13 protein-coding genes are annotated in these 15,804 nt (G+C 74.0%); 7 read left to right on the forward strand and 6 right to left on the reverse strand.

Features of this window, described 5'->3' with window-relative positions:
* Positions 1-68: 68 nt before the first annotated feature.
* From rhaS to ACI799_RS00485, 5 genes are all read left to right on the forward strand, one after another.
* Positions 69-1,157, forward strand: coding sequence for a rhamnose ABC transporter substrate-binding protein (rhaS, locus tag ACI799_RS00465; RefSeq protein ID WP_456595513.1), 1,089 nt, complete (start codon positions 69-71; stop codon positions 1,155-1,157).
* Between the two features lie 91 nt (positions 1,158-1,248).
* Entirely contained in the window at positions 1,249-1,620 is a 372-nt protein-coding gene (locus ACI799_RS00470) for an L-rhamnose mutarotase (protein WP_456588265.1), read from the forward strand.
* Positions 1,617-2,786 (forward strand): L-rhamnose isomerase, encoded by a 1,170-nt coding sequence (rhaI, locus tag ACI799_RS00475; protein WP_456588264.1) that lies wholly within the window; start codon positions 1,617-1,619, stop codon positions 2,784-2,786. The genes ACI799_RS00470 and rhaI overlap by 4 nt, the downstream gene beginning before the upstream one ends.
* A 100-nt stretch (positions 2,787-2,886) precedes the next feature.
* Entirely contained in the window at positions 2,887-4,923 is a 2,037-nt protein-coding gene (locus ACI799_RS00480; protein WP_456612084.1) for a bifunctional aldolase/short-chain dehydrogenase, read from the forward strand.
* Positions 4,923-6,401, forward strand: coding sequence for a rhamnulokinase (locus ACI799_RS00485; protein ID WP_456612085.1), 1,479 nt, complete (start codon positions 4,923-4,925; stop codon positions 6,399-6,401). The genes ACI799_RS00480 and ACI799_RS00485 overlap by 1 nt, the downstream gene beginning before the upstream one ends.
* 67 nt (positions 6,402-6,468) lie before the next feature.
* Here ACI799_RS00485 and galK read toward each other — a convergent pair whose 3' ends face one another.
* The 5 genes from galK to ACI799_RS00510 all read right to left on the reverse strand — a co-directional run bounded on the left by galK (position 6,469) and on the right by ACI799_RS00510 (position 12,750).
* Positions 6,469-7,620 carry a galactokinase gene (galK, locus tag ACI799_RS00490; protein ID WP_456612086.1) on the reverse strand — a complete coding sequence of 384 codons (1,152 nt, stop codon included), beginning with the start codon at positions 7,618-7,620 and terminating at the stop codon, positions 6,469-6,471.
* Positions 7,617-8,627, reverse strand: a complete 1,011-nt coding sequence (locus tag ACI799_RS00495) for a UDP-glucose--hexose-1-phosphate uridylyltransferase (protein ID WP_456612087.1) — start codon at positions 8,625-8,627, stop codon at positions 7,617-7,619. The genes galK and ACI799_RS00495 overlap by 4 nt, the downstream gene beginning before the upstream one ends.
* Positions 8,628-8,780: 153 nt before the next feature.
* Positions 8,781-10,466, reverse strand: coding sequence for an MDR family MFS transporter (locus tag ACI799_RS00500; RefSeq protein ID WP_456612088.1), 1,686 nt, complete (start codon positions 10,464-10,466; stop codon positions 8,781-8,783).
* 81 nt (positions 10,467-10,547) lie between these two features.
* Positions 10,548-11,156: a TetR/AcrR family transcriptional regulator gene (locus ACI799_RS00505; RefSeq protein WP_456588005.1), complete on the reverse strand. Its 609-nt coding sequence runs from the start codon at positions 11,154-11,156 to the stop codon at positions 10,548-10,550.
* 103 nt (positions 11,157-11,259) lie between these two features.
* Positions 11,260-12,750, reverse strand: coding sequence for a diguanylate cyclase (locus ACI799_RS00510; RefSeq protein WP_456588004.1), 1,491 nt, complete (start codon positions 12,748-12,750; stop codon positions 11,260-11,262).
* Positions 12,751-12,910: 160 nt separating this feature from the next.
* Between ACI799_RS00510 and ACI799_RS00515 the strand changes: the two genes are divergently transcribed.
* The gene (locus ACI799_RS00515; protein WP_456612089.1) at positions 12,911-13,885 is read left to right on the forward strand and encodes a patatin-like phospholipase family protein; all 975 of its coding nucleotides are present in this window, start codon (positions 12,911-12,913) and stop codon (positions 13,883-13,885) included.
* A 7-nt stretch (positions 13,886-13,892) separates the two neighbouring features.
* On the opposite strand, the gene ACI799_RS00520 is transcribed toward ACI799_RS00515, so the two are convergent.
* Positions 13,893-14,765: a polysaccharide deacetylase family protein gene (locus ACI799_RS00520; RefSeq protein ID WP_456612090.1), complete on the reverse strand. Its 873-nt coding sequence runs from the start codon at positions 14,763-14,765 to the stop codon at positions 13,893-13,895.
* Positions 14,766-14,901: 136 nt separating this feature from the next.
* Here ACI799_RS00520 and ACI799_RS00525 point away from each other — a divergent pair, with 136 nt between their 5' ends.
* A complete protein-coding gene (locus tag ACI799_RS00525; protein WP_456588001.1) occupies positions 14,902-15,726 on the forward strand; it encodes a sulfite exporter TauE/SafE family protein in 825 nt (274 codons plus the stop codon).
* Positions 15,727-15,804 lie beyond the last annotated feature (78 nt).

Genomic DNA, 15,804 nt, shown 5'->3' on the forward strand with positions numbered 1-15,804 from the left:
CGACGGGTGCCCGTCCGACCCACCGACCCCGGCCGCTCTCACGCCGGCGCACTCCAGAGAGGGAACCAATGACCAGCTTCCTGACCGGCCGCCGGCCGCTGCGCGGCGGCGTGACGGGTGTCGCCGTCGCCGCCCTCGTCCTCGCGACGGCCGCCTGTGGCGGCACCACCCGCGGCGACGAGGAGACCACCGGCGGCGGAGGCGGCGCGGCCGCCGAGGCGAACCCGGACGCCGAGATCCCCGCCGACCTCGCCGTCGCCTTCCTGCCCAAGCAGGTCAACAACCCGTACTTCGACACCGCCGCCGACGGCGCGGAGGCAGCCGTCTCAGAGTTCGACGGCGAGCTCACGGTCACCGGTCCGTCGGAGGCGAGCGCCTCCTCGCAGGTGAGCTACATCAACACGCTCACCCAGCAGGGCGCCGACGTCATCCTGACCTCGGCCAACGACCCGAACGCGATCTGCGGCGCGCTCGACCAGGCACGCTCGGCCGGCGCCGCCGTCGTCACCTTCGACTCCGACACCGACCCCGAGTGCCGTGACCTGTTCATCAACCAGGCGACGGCCGAGGGCATCGCGCAGACCCAGATCGACCTGGTGGCCGAGCAGATCGGCGGCGAGGGCCAGGTGGCCTTCCTGTCGGCGACGGCCAACGCCACGAACCAGAACGCGTGGATCGAGATGATGAAGGAGTACGCCGCCGAGGAGTACCCCGGCATCGAGATCGTGGCCACCGTCTACGGCGACGACGAGGACCAGAAGTCCTTCCAGGAGACCCAGGGTCTGCTGGCGACCCACCCCGACCTCGACGCCATCATCTCGCCGACCACTGTCGGCATCGCAGCGGCGGCGCGGTACCTGTCCGGCTCCGAGTACAAGGGCGAGGTCGCGCTGACCGGTCTCGGCACGCCGAACCAGATGCGCGAGTACGTGGAGGACGGCACCGTCCAGGCGTTCGCGCTCTGGAACCCCGAGGAGCTGGGCTACCTGGCCGCCTACGCCGGGGCGGCCCTCGCCGCCGGGCAGATCACCGGCCAGGAGGGCGAGACCTTCGAGGCCGGCGAGCTGGGCGAGTACACCGTCGAGGAGGGCGGGGTCGTCGTCCTCGGCGAACCCACGGTCTTCGACGCCGAGAACATCGGCGAGTTCGACTTCTGAGCCGATCGCACCTCGCCTGCCGCCGCCGGCCGTCGTCCGGTCGGCGGTGGCAGGCCCGGCCCGCGCCCGAACACCTGAGAGGAACTTCCTCGTGCCCCGCATCTGCTTCACCCTGCAGGTCCGGCCCGACCGGCTGGCCGAGTACCGCGAGCGGCACGCCGCCGTCTGGCCGGAGATGCTGCACGCGCTGCGGGACGCCGGGTGGCGCGACTACCAGCTCTTCCTGCGCGACGACGGCCTGCTCGTCGGCACCGTGGTCGCCGACGACCTCGCCGCCGCGCAAGCGGCCATGGACGCCACCGACGTGAGCGCCCGGTGGGAGGCCGAGATGGCGCCCTTCTTCGACCTCCCCGGCGGCGACGGCCGCGCCAAGCAGCAGCTCGATCTCGTCTTCGACCTCGACGCCCAGATCGCGGCGCTCGAGCAGGCACCACCCCCGCACTCGAACGGAGCACGCCCGTGACCGACCTCCGCACCGGCGCCCTCGCGGCGCTGGCCGACCAGACCATCGAGCTCCCGTCCTGGGCGTTCGGCAACTCCGGCACCCGGTTCAAGGTGTTCGGCCAGCCGGGCGTCGCCCGCGACCCCTACGAGAAGCTCGAGGACGCCGCCCAGGTGCACCGCCACACCGGTGCCGCGCCGCGGGTATCGCTGCACATCCCGTGGGACCTCGTCGACGACTACGGCAAGCTGGCCGCGCACGCCCGCGACCTCGGCGTCACGATCGGCGCGATCAACTCGAACCTGTTCCAGGACGACGAGTACAAGCTCGGCTCGCTCACCCACGCCGACCCGGCGGTGCGCCGCCGCGCGGTCGAGCACCACGCGCAGTGCATCGAGGTCATGCGCCAGACCGGCTCCACCGACCTCAAGATCTGGCTGCCCGACGGCACCAACTACCCGGGCCAGGACGACCTCCGCTCCCGGCAGGACCGGCTGGCCGACTCCCTCCAGCAGATCTACGCGATGCTCGACCCGGAGCACCGCATCCTGCTCGAGTACAAGTTCTTCGAGCCGCACTTCTACGCGATGGACATCCCCGACTGGGGCACCTCGCTGGTGCACTGCCTGGCGCTGGGGGAGCAGGCCACGGTCGTCCTCGACACCGGGCACCACGCCCCGGGCACCAACATCGAGTTCATCGTCATGCAGCTGCTGCGGGCCGGGCGGTTGGGCGCCTTCGACTTCAACTCCCGCAACTACGCCGACGACGACCTCATCGTCGGCTCGGCCGACCCGTTCCAGCTGTTCCGGATCATGAACGAGATCGTCGGCAACGACGCGCTCCGCCCGGAGTCCGGCGTCAACTTCATGCTCGACCAGTGCCACAACCTGGAGAAGAAGATCCCCGGGCAGATCCGTTCGGTGATGAACGTCCAGGAGGCGACGGCGAAGGCGCTGCTGGTCGACCGCGAGGCCCTGGCGGCCGCGCAGCAGGCCGGTGAGGTGCTCGACGCGCACTCGGTGCTCATGGACGCGTTCAGCACCGACGTCCGCCCGCTGCTGGGCGAGCTGCGGGAGTCCCAGGGCCTGGACCCCGACCCCTACGCGGCCTATGCGCGCAGCGGCTACCAGCAGCGCATCGAGCGCGAGCGCGTCGGCGGCCAGCAGGCCGGCTGGGGCGCCTGAGAAAGGACCCCCTGCCCCCCGCCACTCGCTCCGCTCGCGGCGGGGCCCTGCAGGGGGCCACGGCTGGGCACGAAACGCCATCAAGAGAGGACTCCCGAACGTGAGCAACCCCGTGGTCAGTGACCTCATCGAGCGCAGCAACCGGCTGGGCGCCGATTCGCGCAACACCAACTACGCCGGCGGCAACACCTCCGCCAAGGGCAGCGAGACCGACCCGGTCACCGGGCAGCCGGTCGAGCTGCTCTGGGTCAAGGGCTCCGGCGGCGACCTGGGCACCCTGAAGGAGGCCGGCCTCGCCGTCCTCCGGCTGGACCGGCTCCGCTCGCTCGTCGACGTCTACCCGGGTGTCGACCGCGAGGACGAGATGGTCCACGCCTTCGACTTCTGCCTGCACGGCCGCGGTGGCGCCGCACCGTCGATCGACACCGCGATGCACGGCCTCGTCGACGCCGCGCACGTCGACCACCTCCACCCGGACTCCGGCATCGCCCTGGCGACGGCGGCCGACGGCGAGGCGCTCACCCGCGAGTGCTTCGGCGACCGCGTGGTCTGGGTGCCGTGGCGCCGGCCCGGTTTCCAGCTCGGCCTGGACATCGCCGCGATCAAGGAGAAGAACCCGCAGGCGATCGGCTGCATCCTCGGTGGGCACGGCATCACCGCGTGGGGCGCCACCAGCGAGGAGTGCGAGGCCAACAGCCTCGAGATCATCCGCACCGCGGAGACGTTCCTCGCCGAGAAGGGGAAGGCCGAGCCGTTCGGCGCCGTCGTCCCCGGCTTCGAGCCGCTGCCGCAGGAGCAGCGCCGCGCCAAGGCCGCCGCGCTCGCGCCGGTGATCCGCGGACTGGCCTCCACCGACAAGCCGCAGGTCGGCCACTTCACCGACTCCGAGGTCGTCCTGGAGTTCCTCTCCCGCGAGAAGCTCGCCCCCCTCGCCGTGCTGGGCACCTCCTGCCCGGACCACTTCCTGCGCACCAAGGTGCGCCCGATGGTCGTCGACCTGCCGGCCGACGCCCCGGTGGAGGACGTCGTCGCGCGGCTGAAGGAGCTGCACGAGGAGTACCGCGCCGAGTACGCGGCCTACTACTCCCGGCACGCCACCCCGGACAGCCCGGCCATGCGCGGCGCCGACCCGGCGATCGTGCTGGTGCCGGGCGTGGGCATGTTCAGCTTCGGCGCCAACAAGCAGACCGCGCGGGTGGCCGGTGAGTTCTACGTCAACGCCATCAACGTGATGCGCGGCGCCGAGGCGGTCTCCAGCTACGCGCCGATCGACGAGAGCGAGAAGTTCCGCATCGAGTACTGGTCGCTGGAGGAGGCCAAGCTCCAGCGCATGCCGAAGCCCAAGCCGCTGGCGTCCCGGGTGGCGCTGGTCACCGGCGCGGCCAGCGGCATCGGCAAGGCGATCGCCCAGCGGCTGGCCCGCGAGGGCGCCTGCGTCGTCGTCGCCGACCTGGACCTCGCCAGGGCGCAGGTCGCCGCGGAGGAGATCGGCTCGTCCGACGTCGCGCTCGGCGTGGCCGCCGACGTCAGCGACGCCGAGGCCGTGGCCGCCGCCTTCCGCGAGGCCTGCCTCGCGTTCGGCGGCGTCGACCTGGTGGTCAACAACGCCGGGCTGTCGATCTCGAAGCCGCTGCTGGAGACCACCGAGGCCGACTGGGACCTCCAGCACGACGTCATGGCCAAGGGCAGCTTCCTCGTCTCCCGCGAGGCGGCGCGCATCATGATCGAGCAGGGGATGGGCGGCGACGTCGTCTACATCTCCAGCAAGAACTCGCTGTTCGCCGGCCCGAACAACCTCGCCTACGGCGCCACCAAGGCCGACCAGGCCCACCAGGTGCGGCTGCTGGCGGCGGAGCTCGGGCCGCACCAGATCCGGGTCAACGGCATCAACCCCGACGGGGTCGTCCGGGGCTCGGGCATCTTCGCCGGTGGGTGGGGTGCGCAGCGCGCGGCCGTCTACGGGGTCAAGGAGGAGGAGCTCGGCGAGTTCTACGCCCAGCGCACGCTGCTCAAGCGCGAGGTGCTGCCCGACCACGTGGCCGACGCCGTCTTCGCGCTCACCGGTGGCGAGCTCACCCGCACCACCGGGCTGCACATCCCGGTCGACTCCGGCGTCGCCGGCGCCTTCCTCCGCTGATGCCCGCCTTCGCGTCCGTCGACCTCGGCGCCTCCAGCGGCCGGGTGATGGCCGCGACGGTGCGCCCGGATCGGCTCGACCTGCACGAGGTGCACCGCTTCCCGAACCGGCCGGTGCGCACGGCGGGCACCCTGCACTGGGACGTGCTCGGGCTCTACGCCGGCGTGCTCGACGGGTTGCGGGCGGCCGGCCGGGACGCCGGCCGGCTGGACGGGGTCGGCATCGACAGCTGGGCGGTCGACGTCGGGCTGCTGGACGCCGACGGCGCGCTGCTGGGCAACCCGCTGCACTACCGCGACGGCCGGCACGCCACCGCGGTGCCGGACGTGCACGCGGTCGTCCCGCCCGACGAGCTGTACCGGGTCAACGGCCTGCAGCACCTGCCGTTCAACACGGTGTTCCAGCTTGCCGCGGCCCGGGGGAGCGCGCAGTTCGCCGCCGCCCGGACGGCGTTGCTGGTCCCCGACCTGCTGGCGTACTGGCTCACCGGCGCGGTGGGCGCGGAGGTCACCAACGCCTCCACCACCGGGTTGCTCGACGCGACGACCCGGGAGTGGGCGTGGGACGTCGTCGACCGGCTCGGTCTGGACCGGGGGCTGCTGCCACCGCTGCGGCAGCCGGGGGAGCGGCTGGGCGAGCTGACCGCCGAGGTGCTCGCCGAGACGGGTCTGGCCGGGCCGGTCCCGGTGACCGCGGTCGGGTCGCACGACACGGCGTCGGCGGTGGTCGGGGTGCCTGCGGAGTCCGACCGGTTCGCCTACGTCTCGTGCGGCACGTGGTCGCTGGTCGGCCTCGAGCTGGACGCTCCGGTCCTCACCGAGGACAGCCGCCGGGCCGGGTTCACCAACGAGCTCGGGGTCGACGGCACGGTGCGCTACCTGCGCAACGTGATGGGGCTGTGGCTGCTGCAGGAGTCGGTGCGCACCTGGGCGGCCGCCGGCCTGCCCGCGGACCTGGCCGACCTGCTCGCCGCGGCGGCCCGGGTGCCGGCCTTCACCGCGGTCGTCGATCCCGACGACTCCCGGTTCCTGCCGCCGGGGGACATGCCGGCGCGCATCGCCGCGGTCTGCCGGGAGACCGGCCAGACCCCACCGCAGAGCCAGGCCGAGACGGTGCGCTGCATCCTCGACAGCCTGGCGCTGGCCTACCGGCGCACCGTCCGCCGGGCGGCGGAGCTCTCCGGCCGGGACGTCGAGGTGGTGCACCTGGTCGGCGGGGGCGCCCGCAACGAGTTGCTGTGCCAGCTCACCGCGGACGCGTGCGGCCTGCCGGTGGTCGCCGGCCCGGTCGAGGCCGCGGCCCTGGGCAACGCCCTGGTCCAGGCCCGTGCTGCCGGGGTGCTCGAGGGAGGGCTCGCCGAGTTGCGAGCGCTGCTCCGGGCCACCCAGGAGACGCGCACGTACCTCCCCTCGTCCGGTGCGGTGGCCGCGTGGGCGGCGGCGGACCGGCGGATCGGCCCGGTTTCCGGCTCGGGCTGATCAGTTCGGGCGGTCGGCTCCCGGACGCGGGGCCGACCGCCCGGACCCCCTCGGAGCGCCCGGGCGGTCACACCACGCCGGTGCCGTCCGACGGCGTGCAGATCGTCGCCTCTCCCGGCCGGCCCGTCGCCGATCGGTAGGCCGCGGTGATCGCCGCGGCCGCCGCTGCCGCGGAGTCGCGCTCCACCAGCGCCACCGCGCACCCCCCGAAGCCGGCCCCGGTCAGCCGCGCCCCGAGCACGCCTGCCGTGCCGCGGGCGATGCCGACCAGTGCGTCCAGCTCCGGGACGCTCACCTCGTAGTCGTCGCGCAGCGAGGCGTGCGACCGGTCCATCAGCCCCCCGAAGGCGCGCGCGTCCCCGCGCCGGAGCGCGTCGGCGGCGGCGAGCACCCGGGCGTTCTCCCCGACGACGTGCCGCGCCCGGCGCAGCTGCACGTCGTCGAGGAGGTGCGCGTGCTCGGCCAGCAGGTCGGGGGAGACGTCGCGCAGGGCCCGCAGACCGGGTTCGACCACGCGCAGCGTGGCGACCGCGGCCTCGCACTCGGCCCGCCGGTCGTTGTACGCGGACCCGGCCAGGGTCCGCGGAACGGCGCTGTCGAGGACGAGGATCGCCGTCCCGGCCGGCACGGGGACCGCCTCGGTGGCGAGGCTGCGGCAGTCGACGAGCACCGCGTGCCCGGCGACGCCGCCGGCGATCGCGAGCTGGTCCATGATGCCGGTGCGCACGCCGATGACCTCGTTCTCCACCCGCTGGCCGAGGCGGGCCAGCGTCTCCGGCGGGAGCGCGTCCCCGGTCAGCGCCAGCAGCGCGACCATCACGCCGAGCTCCAGCGACGCGGACGAGGAGAGGCCGGCCCCGATCGGCAGATCGCTGTCGATCACCAGGTCCGCGCCCGTCAGCTGGTGTCCCTCGTCCTGGAGCACGGCCGCGGCCCCGGCCACGTAGCGGGACCAGCCGGCGCCCTCCTGCGGCCGCAGGTCGGCCACCGCCCGGTCGTCGTTCCCGCCCATGCGCACGGCGGTCGTCCGCAGCCGGCCGTCGGACCGCCGGCGGGCCGCGACGACCGTGCCCCGGTCCAGGGCGGCCGGGAGCACGAAGCCGTCGTTGTAGTCGGTGTGCTCGCCGATCAGGTTGACCCGCCCGGGGGAGCGGACGACGAGATCGGGCTCGCCACCTACGGTCCGGGCGAAGGTCTCGCGAGCCGCGACGCCGCTCACGCGGTCACCTCCCGCAGCCGGGCGGCCGCGCTCTCGGGGGTGAGGTCGCGCTGCGGCTGCGCGAGCATCTCGTAACCGACCATGAACTTGCGCACCGTCGCCGAGCGCAGCAGCGGCGGGTAGAAGTGCCCGTGCAGGTGCCAGCCCGGGTGCTCGCGCCCGTCGGTGGGGCGCTGGTGCAGGCCCATCGTGTACGGGAAGGGCACCCCGAAGAGCCCGTCGTAGCAGCGGGCGAGCCGGCCCAGCGCGCCGGCCAACGCGTCCCGCCGGGCGCCGTCGAGGTCGGGCACCGCGCCGCAGTGTGCGCGCGGCAGCACGAGGGTCTCGAACGGCCAGACCGCCCAGAAGGGGACCAGCACGGTGACGTGCTCGTCGCGGAAGACGACGCGTTCGCCGTCGGCCTCCTCGACGGCCAGGTACTCGCAGAGCAGGCAGCTCCCCGCCTCGGCGGCGGCCTGCTGGGTGGCGAGCTCGCGCACCGCCTCGGTGGGCAGCCGTTCCTGCGCCCAGATCTGGCCGTGCGGGTGGGGGTTGCTGGCGCCCATGGCCGCGCCGCGGTTCTCGAACACCTGCACCCAGCTGACCCAGTCCAGCCCGCCGAGCTCGGTGTACTGGTCGGCCCAGGTGTCCACCACCGCGCGGATGCGGTGCTCCGGCAGCTGCCCGAGCGCGAGGTCGTGGCGGGGCGAGTAGCAGATCACCCGGCAGACGCCGCGCTCGCTCTCGGCGACCAGCAGGCCGGATCGGTCCGTGGCCGCGGCCGGCACGTCCGGGGTCAGCGCCGCGAAGTCGTTGTCGAATACGAAGGTGCCGTCGTACCGCGGGGTGCGCTGCCCGCCGGCCCGCTCGTTGCCCGGGCAGAGGTAGCAGCCGGGGTCGTAGGCGGGCAGCCGGGGCACCGCCGCGTCCTCGACCTGCCCCTGCCAGGGCCGGGCCGTGCGGTGCGGGGAGACGAGGACCCACTCGCCGGTGAGCGGGTTGCGTCGTCGGTGCGTGGAGTCGAACACCTGCTCAGCATGCGGGACGGCCCGATGGTCCCTCGCCACGGGACTCCGCGCTGGGTGCGGAGGAACCCTCGCGGCTGCCGGGCCGAGGCACGAGCGTGTGCGCCGACGCCCCGTTCCGGGCGCCAGAACGGGGCGTCGGCGCACACGTACGGGCTAGGTGCGGACCGGGGCCTCGCGGGCCGGGTCGTCGTCGCGGTCCTGGTCCAGGACGACGACCTCCTCGACCGCCTCGGGCGCGGAGAGCGCGGCCAGCTCCTCCTCGGAGTTGACCGCCTCACCGCGGGCGACCATGCCGGCGTAGTCCGAAAGCGGGATCTCCTTCAGCGCCAGCGCCAGCAGGAACGCGACGCCGAGGATCGGGACCAGGTACCAGAACACCGGGGCCAGGCTGCTGGCGTAGGCGTCGACGATCGCGGACCTCAGCGGCTCACCGGCGGCGTCCACCGCGGCCGGCACCAGGGTGTCCGGCGAGGTGATGCCGGCGCGGGCCGCCTGCTCGGCGTTCGTGGTGAGCGCCCCGGTCAGGTTCTCGGCCAGCCGGCTGGTGAACAGCGTGCCGAAGACCGCGACGCCCAGGGTGGCGCCGACCTCGCGGAAGTAGTTGTTCGTCGAGGTGGCGGTGCCGATCTGGGTGGCGGGCACCGCGTTCTGGGCCGCCAGCACGACGTTCTGCATGACCAGGCCGAGACCCGCGCCGAGCAGGAAGAACATCGCCCCGATCGTCCAGAGCGAGGTGTCGCCGGTGAGGCTGGTCATCCACACCATCGCCGCCGTGATCACGCCGACGCCGGCGACGGTGAAGACCTTGTACCGGCCGCTCCTGGCGATGTACACCGCCGAGCTCTGGATGGTGACGATGATGCCGGCCGTCATCGGCAGCATCAGCAGGCCGGAGTTCGCCGCGGACAGCCCGGAGGCCATCTGCAGGAACGTGGGCATGAACGCGATGGCGGAGAACATGCCCAGGCCGACGGCCAGCCCCAGCGCGGTGGCGACCACGAACGTGGGGTTGCGGAAGAGCGTCATCGGGATGATGGGCTCGGCGGCGCGGCGCTCGATCGCCACGAAGACGGCGGTGGCGGCCACCAGCGCGGCGAGCAGCGAGAGCGCCTGCCACGAACCCCAGCCGTCGCGGCCCCCGAAGTCGGTGAACAGCACCAGGGACGTCGTCGCGGCCGACAGCGCCAGGATGCCCGCGTAGTCCACCGGGGTGGTGCTCCGCTTGCGCGGCAGGGTCAGGGCGAACCAGCCGATGGCGAGCACCGCCAGGCCGACCGGCACGTTGATCCAGAACGCCCACTCCCAGCCGAACGCCGGGTGGTCGGTGAAGAAGCCGCCGACCAGCGGGCCGGCGACGGCGGAGAGGCCGAAGAGCGCGCCGATCGGGCCCATGTACTTGGCCCGCTCCCGCGCCGGGACGATGTCGGCGATGATCGCCTGGGCCAGGATCATCAGCCCGCCGCCGCCGAGGCCCTGCACCCCGCGCCAGACGACCAGCCAGGTGAAGTCCGGCGACAGCGCGGCGCCGACGCTCGCGACGGTGAACAGGGCGATGGCGACGAGGAACAGGGTCCGGCGGCCCCAGAGGTCGCCGAACTTCCCGTAGACCGGCATGACCAGGGTGGTGGCCAGCAGGTAGGCGGTGGTCATCCACGCCATGTGGGAGACCCCGCCCAGCTCGCCGACGACCGTCGGCATCGCCGTCGAGACGATCGTCTGGTCCAGGGCGGCCATGAGCATGCCGGCGAGCAGGGCGCCGAAGATGGTGTTGATCCGCCGCCGGGTCAGGACGATCGGCGGGGCACCGGCGTCGGTCGGTGCCGTGGTGGGGGCGGGCAACGGAGCTCCTCGGGAAGGGACGGCGCTGCAGGCGCAGCGGCGGCTCGGGTCGGGGGTGCGGACGGCGGTGTCCGCGGCGGGTCAGCGGGTCGCAGGAGGCGGGGCGGGCAGCCCGGCGGTGAGGACGTCCCAGGCCTCGTCGACGAGGTCGGGCAGCGAGGCGGTGAAATCCGTGGCCAGCCACCGTTGCAGCGACACCCGCATGGCGCAGGCCTGCACCGAGGCCAGCAAGGTCGGGTAGACGTCGGCGTCCACCCGGGTGCCGGTGCGCTCGGCGATCGCCGCGGCCAGCGCCCGCTCGGACTCGCCGAACGCGGCGACCAGCCGCTGGACGAGCGGGGGATGGGCATCGATCACCGTCATGCGCAGCGGCCACAGCGCGGACTCGTCGGCCATCTCCCGCGCCCGCTGCCGGTGGACCGCGCGCAGCGCCTCGACCGGGGTCTCGGCGGCCGGGCGATCGGCGAACTCTGAGGCGACCTTCGTGAGGTCCGCGGGGTCGAGGCCCACCACCGCGTCGACCTTCGTGGCGAAGTAGTTGAAGAAGGTGCGGGGGGAGACCTCGGCGCGGTCGGCGATCTCCTCGACCGACACGGCGTCCAGCCCGCGTTCGGCGACGAGCTCGAGCGCGGCCCGGTGCAGCGCCAGCCGGGTGGCGAGCTTCTTCCGCTCGCGCAGGCCGTCGGTCACATCATGGGAGCATGCACGAATAATGCACTGACTGCAAGTTTGCATATCTTGCAGCGTGTTGGCGGCAGGACCTCGCGCCCGCTCGTCGCAGGCAGGTGGTCGGTCAGCCCGCCGCGGTATTCGCCGGTACGCGGATGAGGTTGTCGTAGCGGTCGGTGCGCGACTGCTTGTCGGCGTACATCCGCTCGTCGGCGCGGCGGACCAGGTCCTCCACCGAGCACGGCTCCCGCGGGTCCCAGAGCTCGGCGCCGATGGAGAACCGGAGCTCGAAGGCGGCGCTGGAGCCGGCGTTGAAGGAGTCGAGCGCGTCCTGCACCCGCGAACGGGCGGTGGCCGCGTCCGCGCCGTCGCCGAGGAGGACGACGAACTCGTCCCCCCCGAGCCGGCCGAGGACGTCGCCGGACCGGCACGCCGCCCGCAGCACCGCCGCGGCCGAGGCGATGGCCCGGTCGCCCTCCTCGTGACCCAGGACGTCGTTCACCTGCTTGAGGCCGTCGAGGTCGAGGAAGACGGCCAGCCGCGTCTCGCCGGCCCGGGCGGCCCGGGCCAGCTCCAGCTCCGCCAGCTCGAACCAGCCCCGTCGGTTGTGGATCCTGGTGAGCTCGTCGGTCGAGGCGATCACCGCCATCGCCTGTTCCCGGCGACGGCTCAGCACGACCAGCGCGGTCCCGGTGGTCAGCAGCAGGGCCAGCACGAGCAGCTGGCTGCGCAGGCTGGCCCGCTCCAGGTGCCCCTGGAAGGCCTCCCGGGTCTGCACGCTGAACACCAGCCAGCTGGTGCCGTCGACGCGCTGCCAGGCGCTGACGTGGTCGGTGCCGCTCTCGTCGGTGTCCACGATGCCGTTCCCGCCGCCGGTGCGCGCGGCCGCCAGCACCTCGGGGTAGGGCAGCGGGGCCCCGATCAGCTCCGGCTCCGGGGCGCCGACGACGAGCCCGGCGGCGTCGACGATCCAGCCCTCGCCCTCCCCGGCGGTGAAGTACTCGGTGCTGGTCTCGCGAGCCGACCAGAAGCAGACGAACAGGCCGGCGCTCCCGTCGGACAGCCGGACCGGGGCACCCAGCGCGAGGGCGGGCTCGGCGCCGATGGTCACGATCCCGGACAGCGGGACCTCGCCGGCTGCCGGATCGCGGACCGCCGCGACCAACGGCTCGAACCCCGGGTCGGTGGGGGAGGCGGCGTCGCCGGTGGGCGCGTAGGACGCCACGATCTGACCGCGGGTGTTGAAGACGGCGGCACCGAGGTCCATGGCGCCGCCCGAGGTGACGACGATCTTCTGGATCCGCGCGGCGTCCTGTTCCGCAGCCGGCCCGTCCGTGGGCGTGGCGCTGAACGGCGGGACGCCGGACTGCTCCTGGACCGTCATGACCGAGGCCAGCTGGACGAAGCCGTCCCGCACGGTCTGGGCCGTCAGCTGACCGAGGACCGCCACCTGCTGGACGCGGTCCTCCCGGTGCTGGTCGATCGCGAGCGCGCCGGCCGCGTGCGTGGACACCAGCCCGAGCACACCCATCACCCCGACCAGCAGGCCGGACACCACGAGGGCACCCCGGCTGCGCCGTCCCCCCGAGCTGGTGCTCGTGCTGTCGTGTGCCACCTCGCGCCCCTTCCGGCCGACGCAGTCCCATCGGGTGTTCCCGGCCGACCTTGAGCTACGACGCGGCCCGCGGGTGCCGGCCACCTCGTACGGGTGAGCCGGCACAGGCCGGGCGGAGGACGACCTGCCCGCAGTCCCGGCGGGTGGCAGGCTCGGGGCCGTGGCGCGCGTGGGTCTGGTGCTGGGCGGGGGCGGCGTCGTCGGGCAGGCCTACCACTCGGGCGTGCTGGCCGTGCTGCAGCACGACGTGGGCTTCGACGCGCGGACGGCCGACATGATCGTCGGGACGTCGGCCGGCTCGATCACCGGCGCCCTCCTGCGGCTGGGCGTCGCCGCCGAGGATCTCGCCGCGTGGACGGTGAAGGCACCGCTGTCCGGCGACGACGCCGTGCTCCGGCAGGTGGCCGAGGTGTCGGTGCCCGAGCTCGCGCCGTTCCGGCCCTGGGAACTGGTACGCCGCCCGCTGCGGCTGCCCGGGCGGCACATGGTGCAGCGGGCGCTCACCCGGCCGCTGCAGTTCCGCCCGATGGCCGCGGGCATGGCGCTCCTGGCGCCGGGGCGGCGCGACGTCGTCGAGCAGCTGGCGGCGCTCCGGGAGCTGGCCGGCCCGGGCTGGCCCGACCGCGACCTGTGGGTGTGCGCAGTGCGCCGGCGGGACGGTCGCCGCATCGTGTTCGGCCGCCCAGGTGCGCCGGAGGCGCCGCTGCACCTGGCCGTCGGGGCCTCGTGCGCGGTGCCGGGCTACTTCGCCCCGGTCACGGTCGGGCGGCACGACTACGTCGACGGCGGTGCGCACTCACCGACCAACGCCGCCGTCCTGCGCGGGCAGGGGCTGGACCTCGTCGTCGTCGTCGCGCCGATGAGCGGTCCCACCGGGTGGCGGCCCGGCGTGTTCCCGGCGGCCCGCCGCTACTCGGACCGACTGCTGCAGCGCGAGGTGCGGGCGCTCGAGGCCGACGGCGTCGCGACGGTCGTCTTCCGGCCCGGGCCCGGTGAGCAGCTGGTGATGGGCAACGACATGATGTCGCGCGCCCGGCTGGACGAGGTCGTGCAGCAGTCGTTCCTGACGGCGGGGGCCCACGCGGCCAAACCGGAGGTTGCCGTGCTGCTCCGCGCGGCCGCCGGCCGCGGCTGATCCCCGGTCAGAACGAGGCGTCCAGCTGGGCGAGCAGCGTGGGGCCGTCCCAGGTCGGCGGCGGCATGATCCGCCGGATGGTCAGCAGCGGGTACGCCGGGTCCTGGGGATCGGCGAGCTGGAACGCCGCCCGGTAGCCGGCCGCTGCCACGTGGGGCAGCGCCTCCGGCGACCACATCCCGTGCGGGTAGGCCAGCACCTCCACCGGGTGCCCGAGGATCTCGCCCAGCTCGGCCCGCGGCTGGTCCAGCTGCGTCGCCCACTCGTCGCCGGTCAGCCGGTCGACCCGCTGGTGGTCCCAGGTGTGCGCACCGATGGTCATGCCGGCCCGGTCCAGCTCGCGCAGCTGCTCGGCGCTGAGCCAGTCCGCCTTGCCGAGGACCACGGTCATCGGGAAGAAGGCCGCCGGGTAGCCGAACTCCTGGAGCACGGGGAGGCCCACCGAGTGGTGGGTCGCCGAGCCGTCGTCGAAGGTGAGCACGACGGGCCGGTCGGGCAGCGGTGCGCCGAACTGCAGGTGGTCCAGGAGCTCCGGGACGCCGATCGGGGTGCGGCCACCGTCGCGCAGCGCCTGCAGCTGGGCTCGGAAGGCCGCCGGCGGGGTGATCATCGTGCGGGCGTACGCGCTGTCCTCGGCGCGGAACTCGCGCAGCTGGTGGAAGCAGAGCACCGGCACGGTCGACCGGGCCAGCACCTCCTCCGCGGTCGCCGGGGTCGGCGGAGCGCTGGACGGAGCCGGCGTGTCCGCCGGCGTCGGCGTGCCCGGTCGCGACGTGCGGGGGCTGCGCCCGGTGGGAGCGGCCGAGCGGTCGGCGGCCGGGCTGGAGCAGGCCCCGAGCAGGGTGGCCCCGGCCGCGGCGAGGAACGTCCGTCTGCGCACGGCCCCACCCTCGCGAGCAGCCGCCGCCGGGGCAAGGAGGCCGACCGCGGACCCCGCTGACGGGTGCCGCCGGCGGGCCCCTACCGTGCTCGGGGCGAGCCCGGGGCGGGCCGGGGACGAGGAGGTGCGGGGCCGGATGGACGCTCTCCTCCCGGGCGGGCTGCTGCCCGAGGGGCTCACCGGCGGCGTCTTCCTGCTCCTGCTGCTCGCCGCGCTGACGGCCGGGTGGATCGACGCCGTGGTCGGGGGCGGCGGTCTCGTGCAGCTGCCCGCGCTGCTGCTCGTCCCGGGGATGAGCCCCGTGCAGGCGCTGGCCACCAACAAGCTGGCGTCGGTGTTCGGCACCACGACCAGCGCCGTCACCTACTACCGCCGGGTCCACCCCGACCTGCGGACCGCCCTGCCGATGGCCGGGGTGGCCCTGGTGGGCAGCATCGCGGGGGCCTCGGTGGCCGCGGCGCTCCCGGCCGCGGTCTTCAAACCGGTCATCGTCGTCGCGCTCGTCGGCATCGCCGCCTTCACGCTGCTGCGGCCGTCGCTCGGCGAGGTGACCGAGCTGCGGCACAGCGGGCGGCGGCACCACGGCGTCGCCGCGGCGGTCGGTGCGGCCATCGGGTTCTACGACGGCATCCTCGGCCCCGGGACCGGCTCCTTCCTGGTGTTCGCGCTGGTGTCGCTCCTGGGCTACGACTTCCTGCACGCCAGCGCCAAGGCCAAGATCGTCAACGTCGCCACCAACCTGGGCGCCCTGGTCTTCTTCGTGCCCTACGGCGCGGTGTTCTGGGGCCTCGGCATCCTGATGGGCGCCGCCAACATGCTCGGTGGCTACCTGGGCTCGCGCACTGCGACCACCCGCGGCAGCGGCTTCATCCGCGTCGTCTTCCTCGTGGTCGTCACCGCGCTGATCGGCCGGCTCGGCTGGGACGTCTGGGCCGAGAACATCCGTCCGCTCGTCGACTGACCCGGCGGACCGGTGGACAGCCGGGTCGCCCGCCGACAGACTGCCGGGACGACGCGGACGGCGAGGTCAGCGGGAGGT

This window comes from Blastococcus sp. SYSU DS0753 (assembly GCF_054051175.1).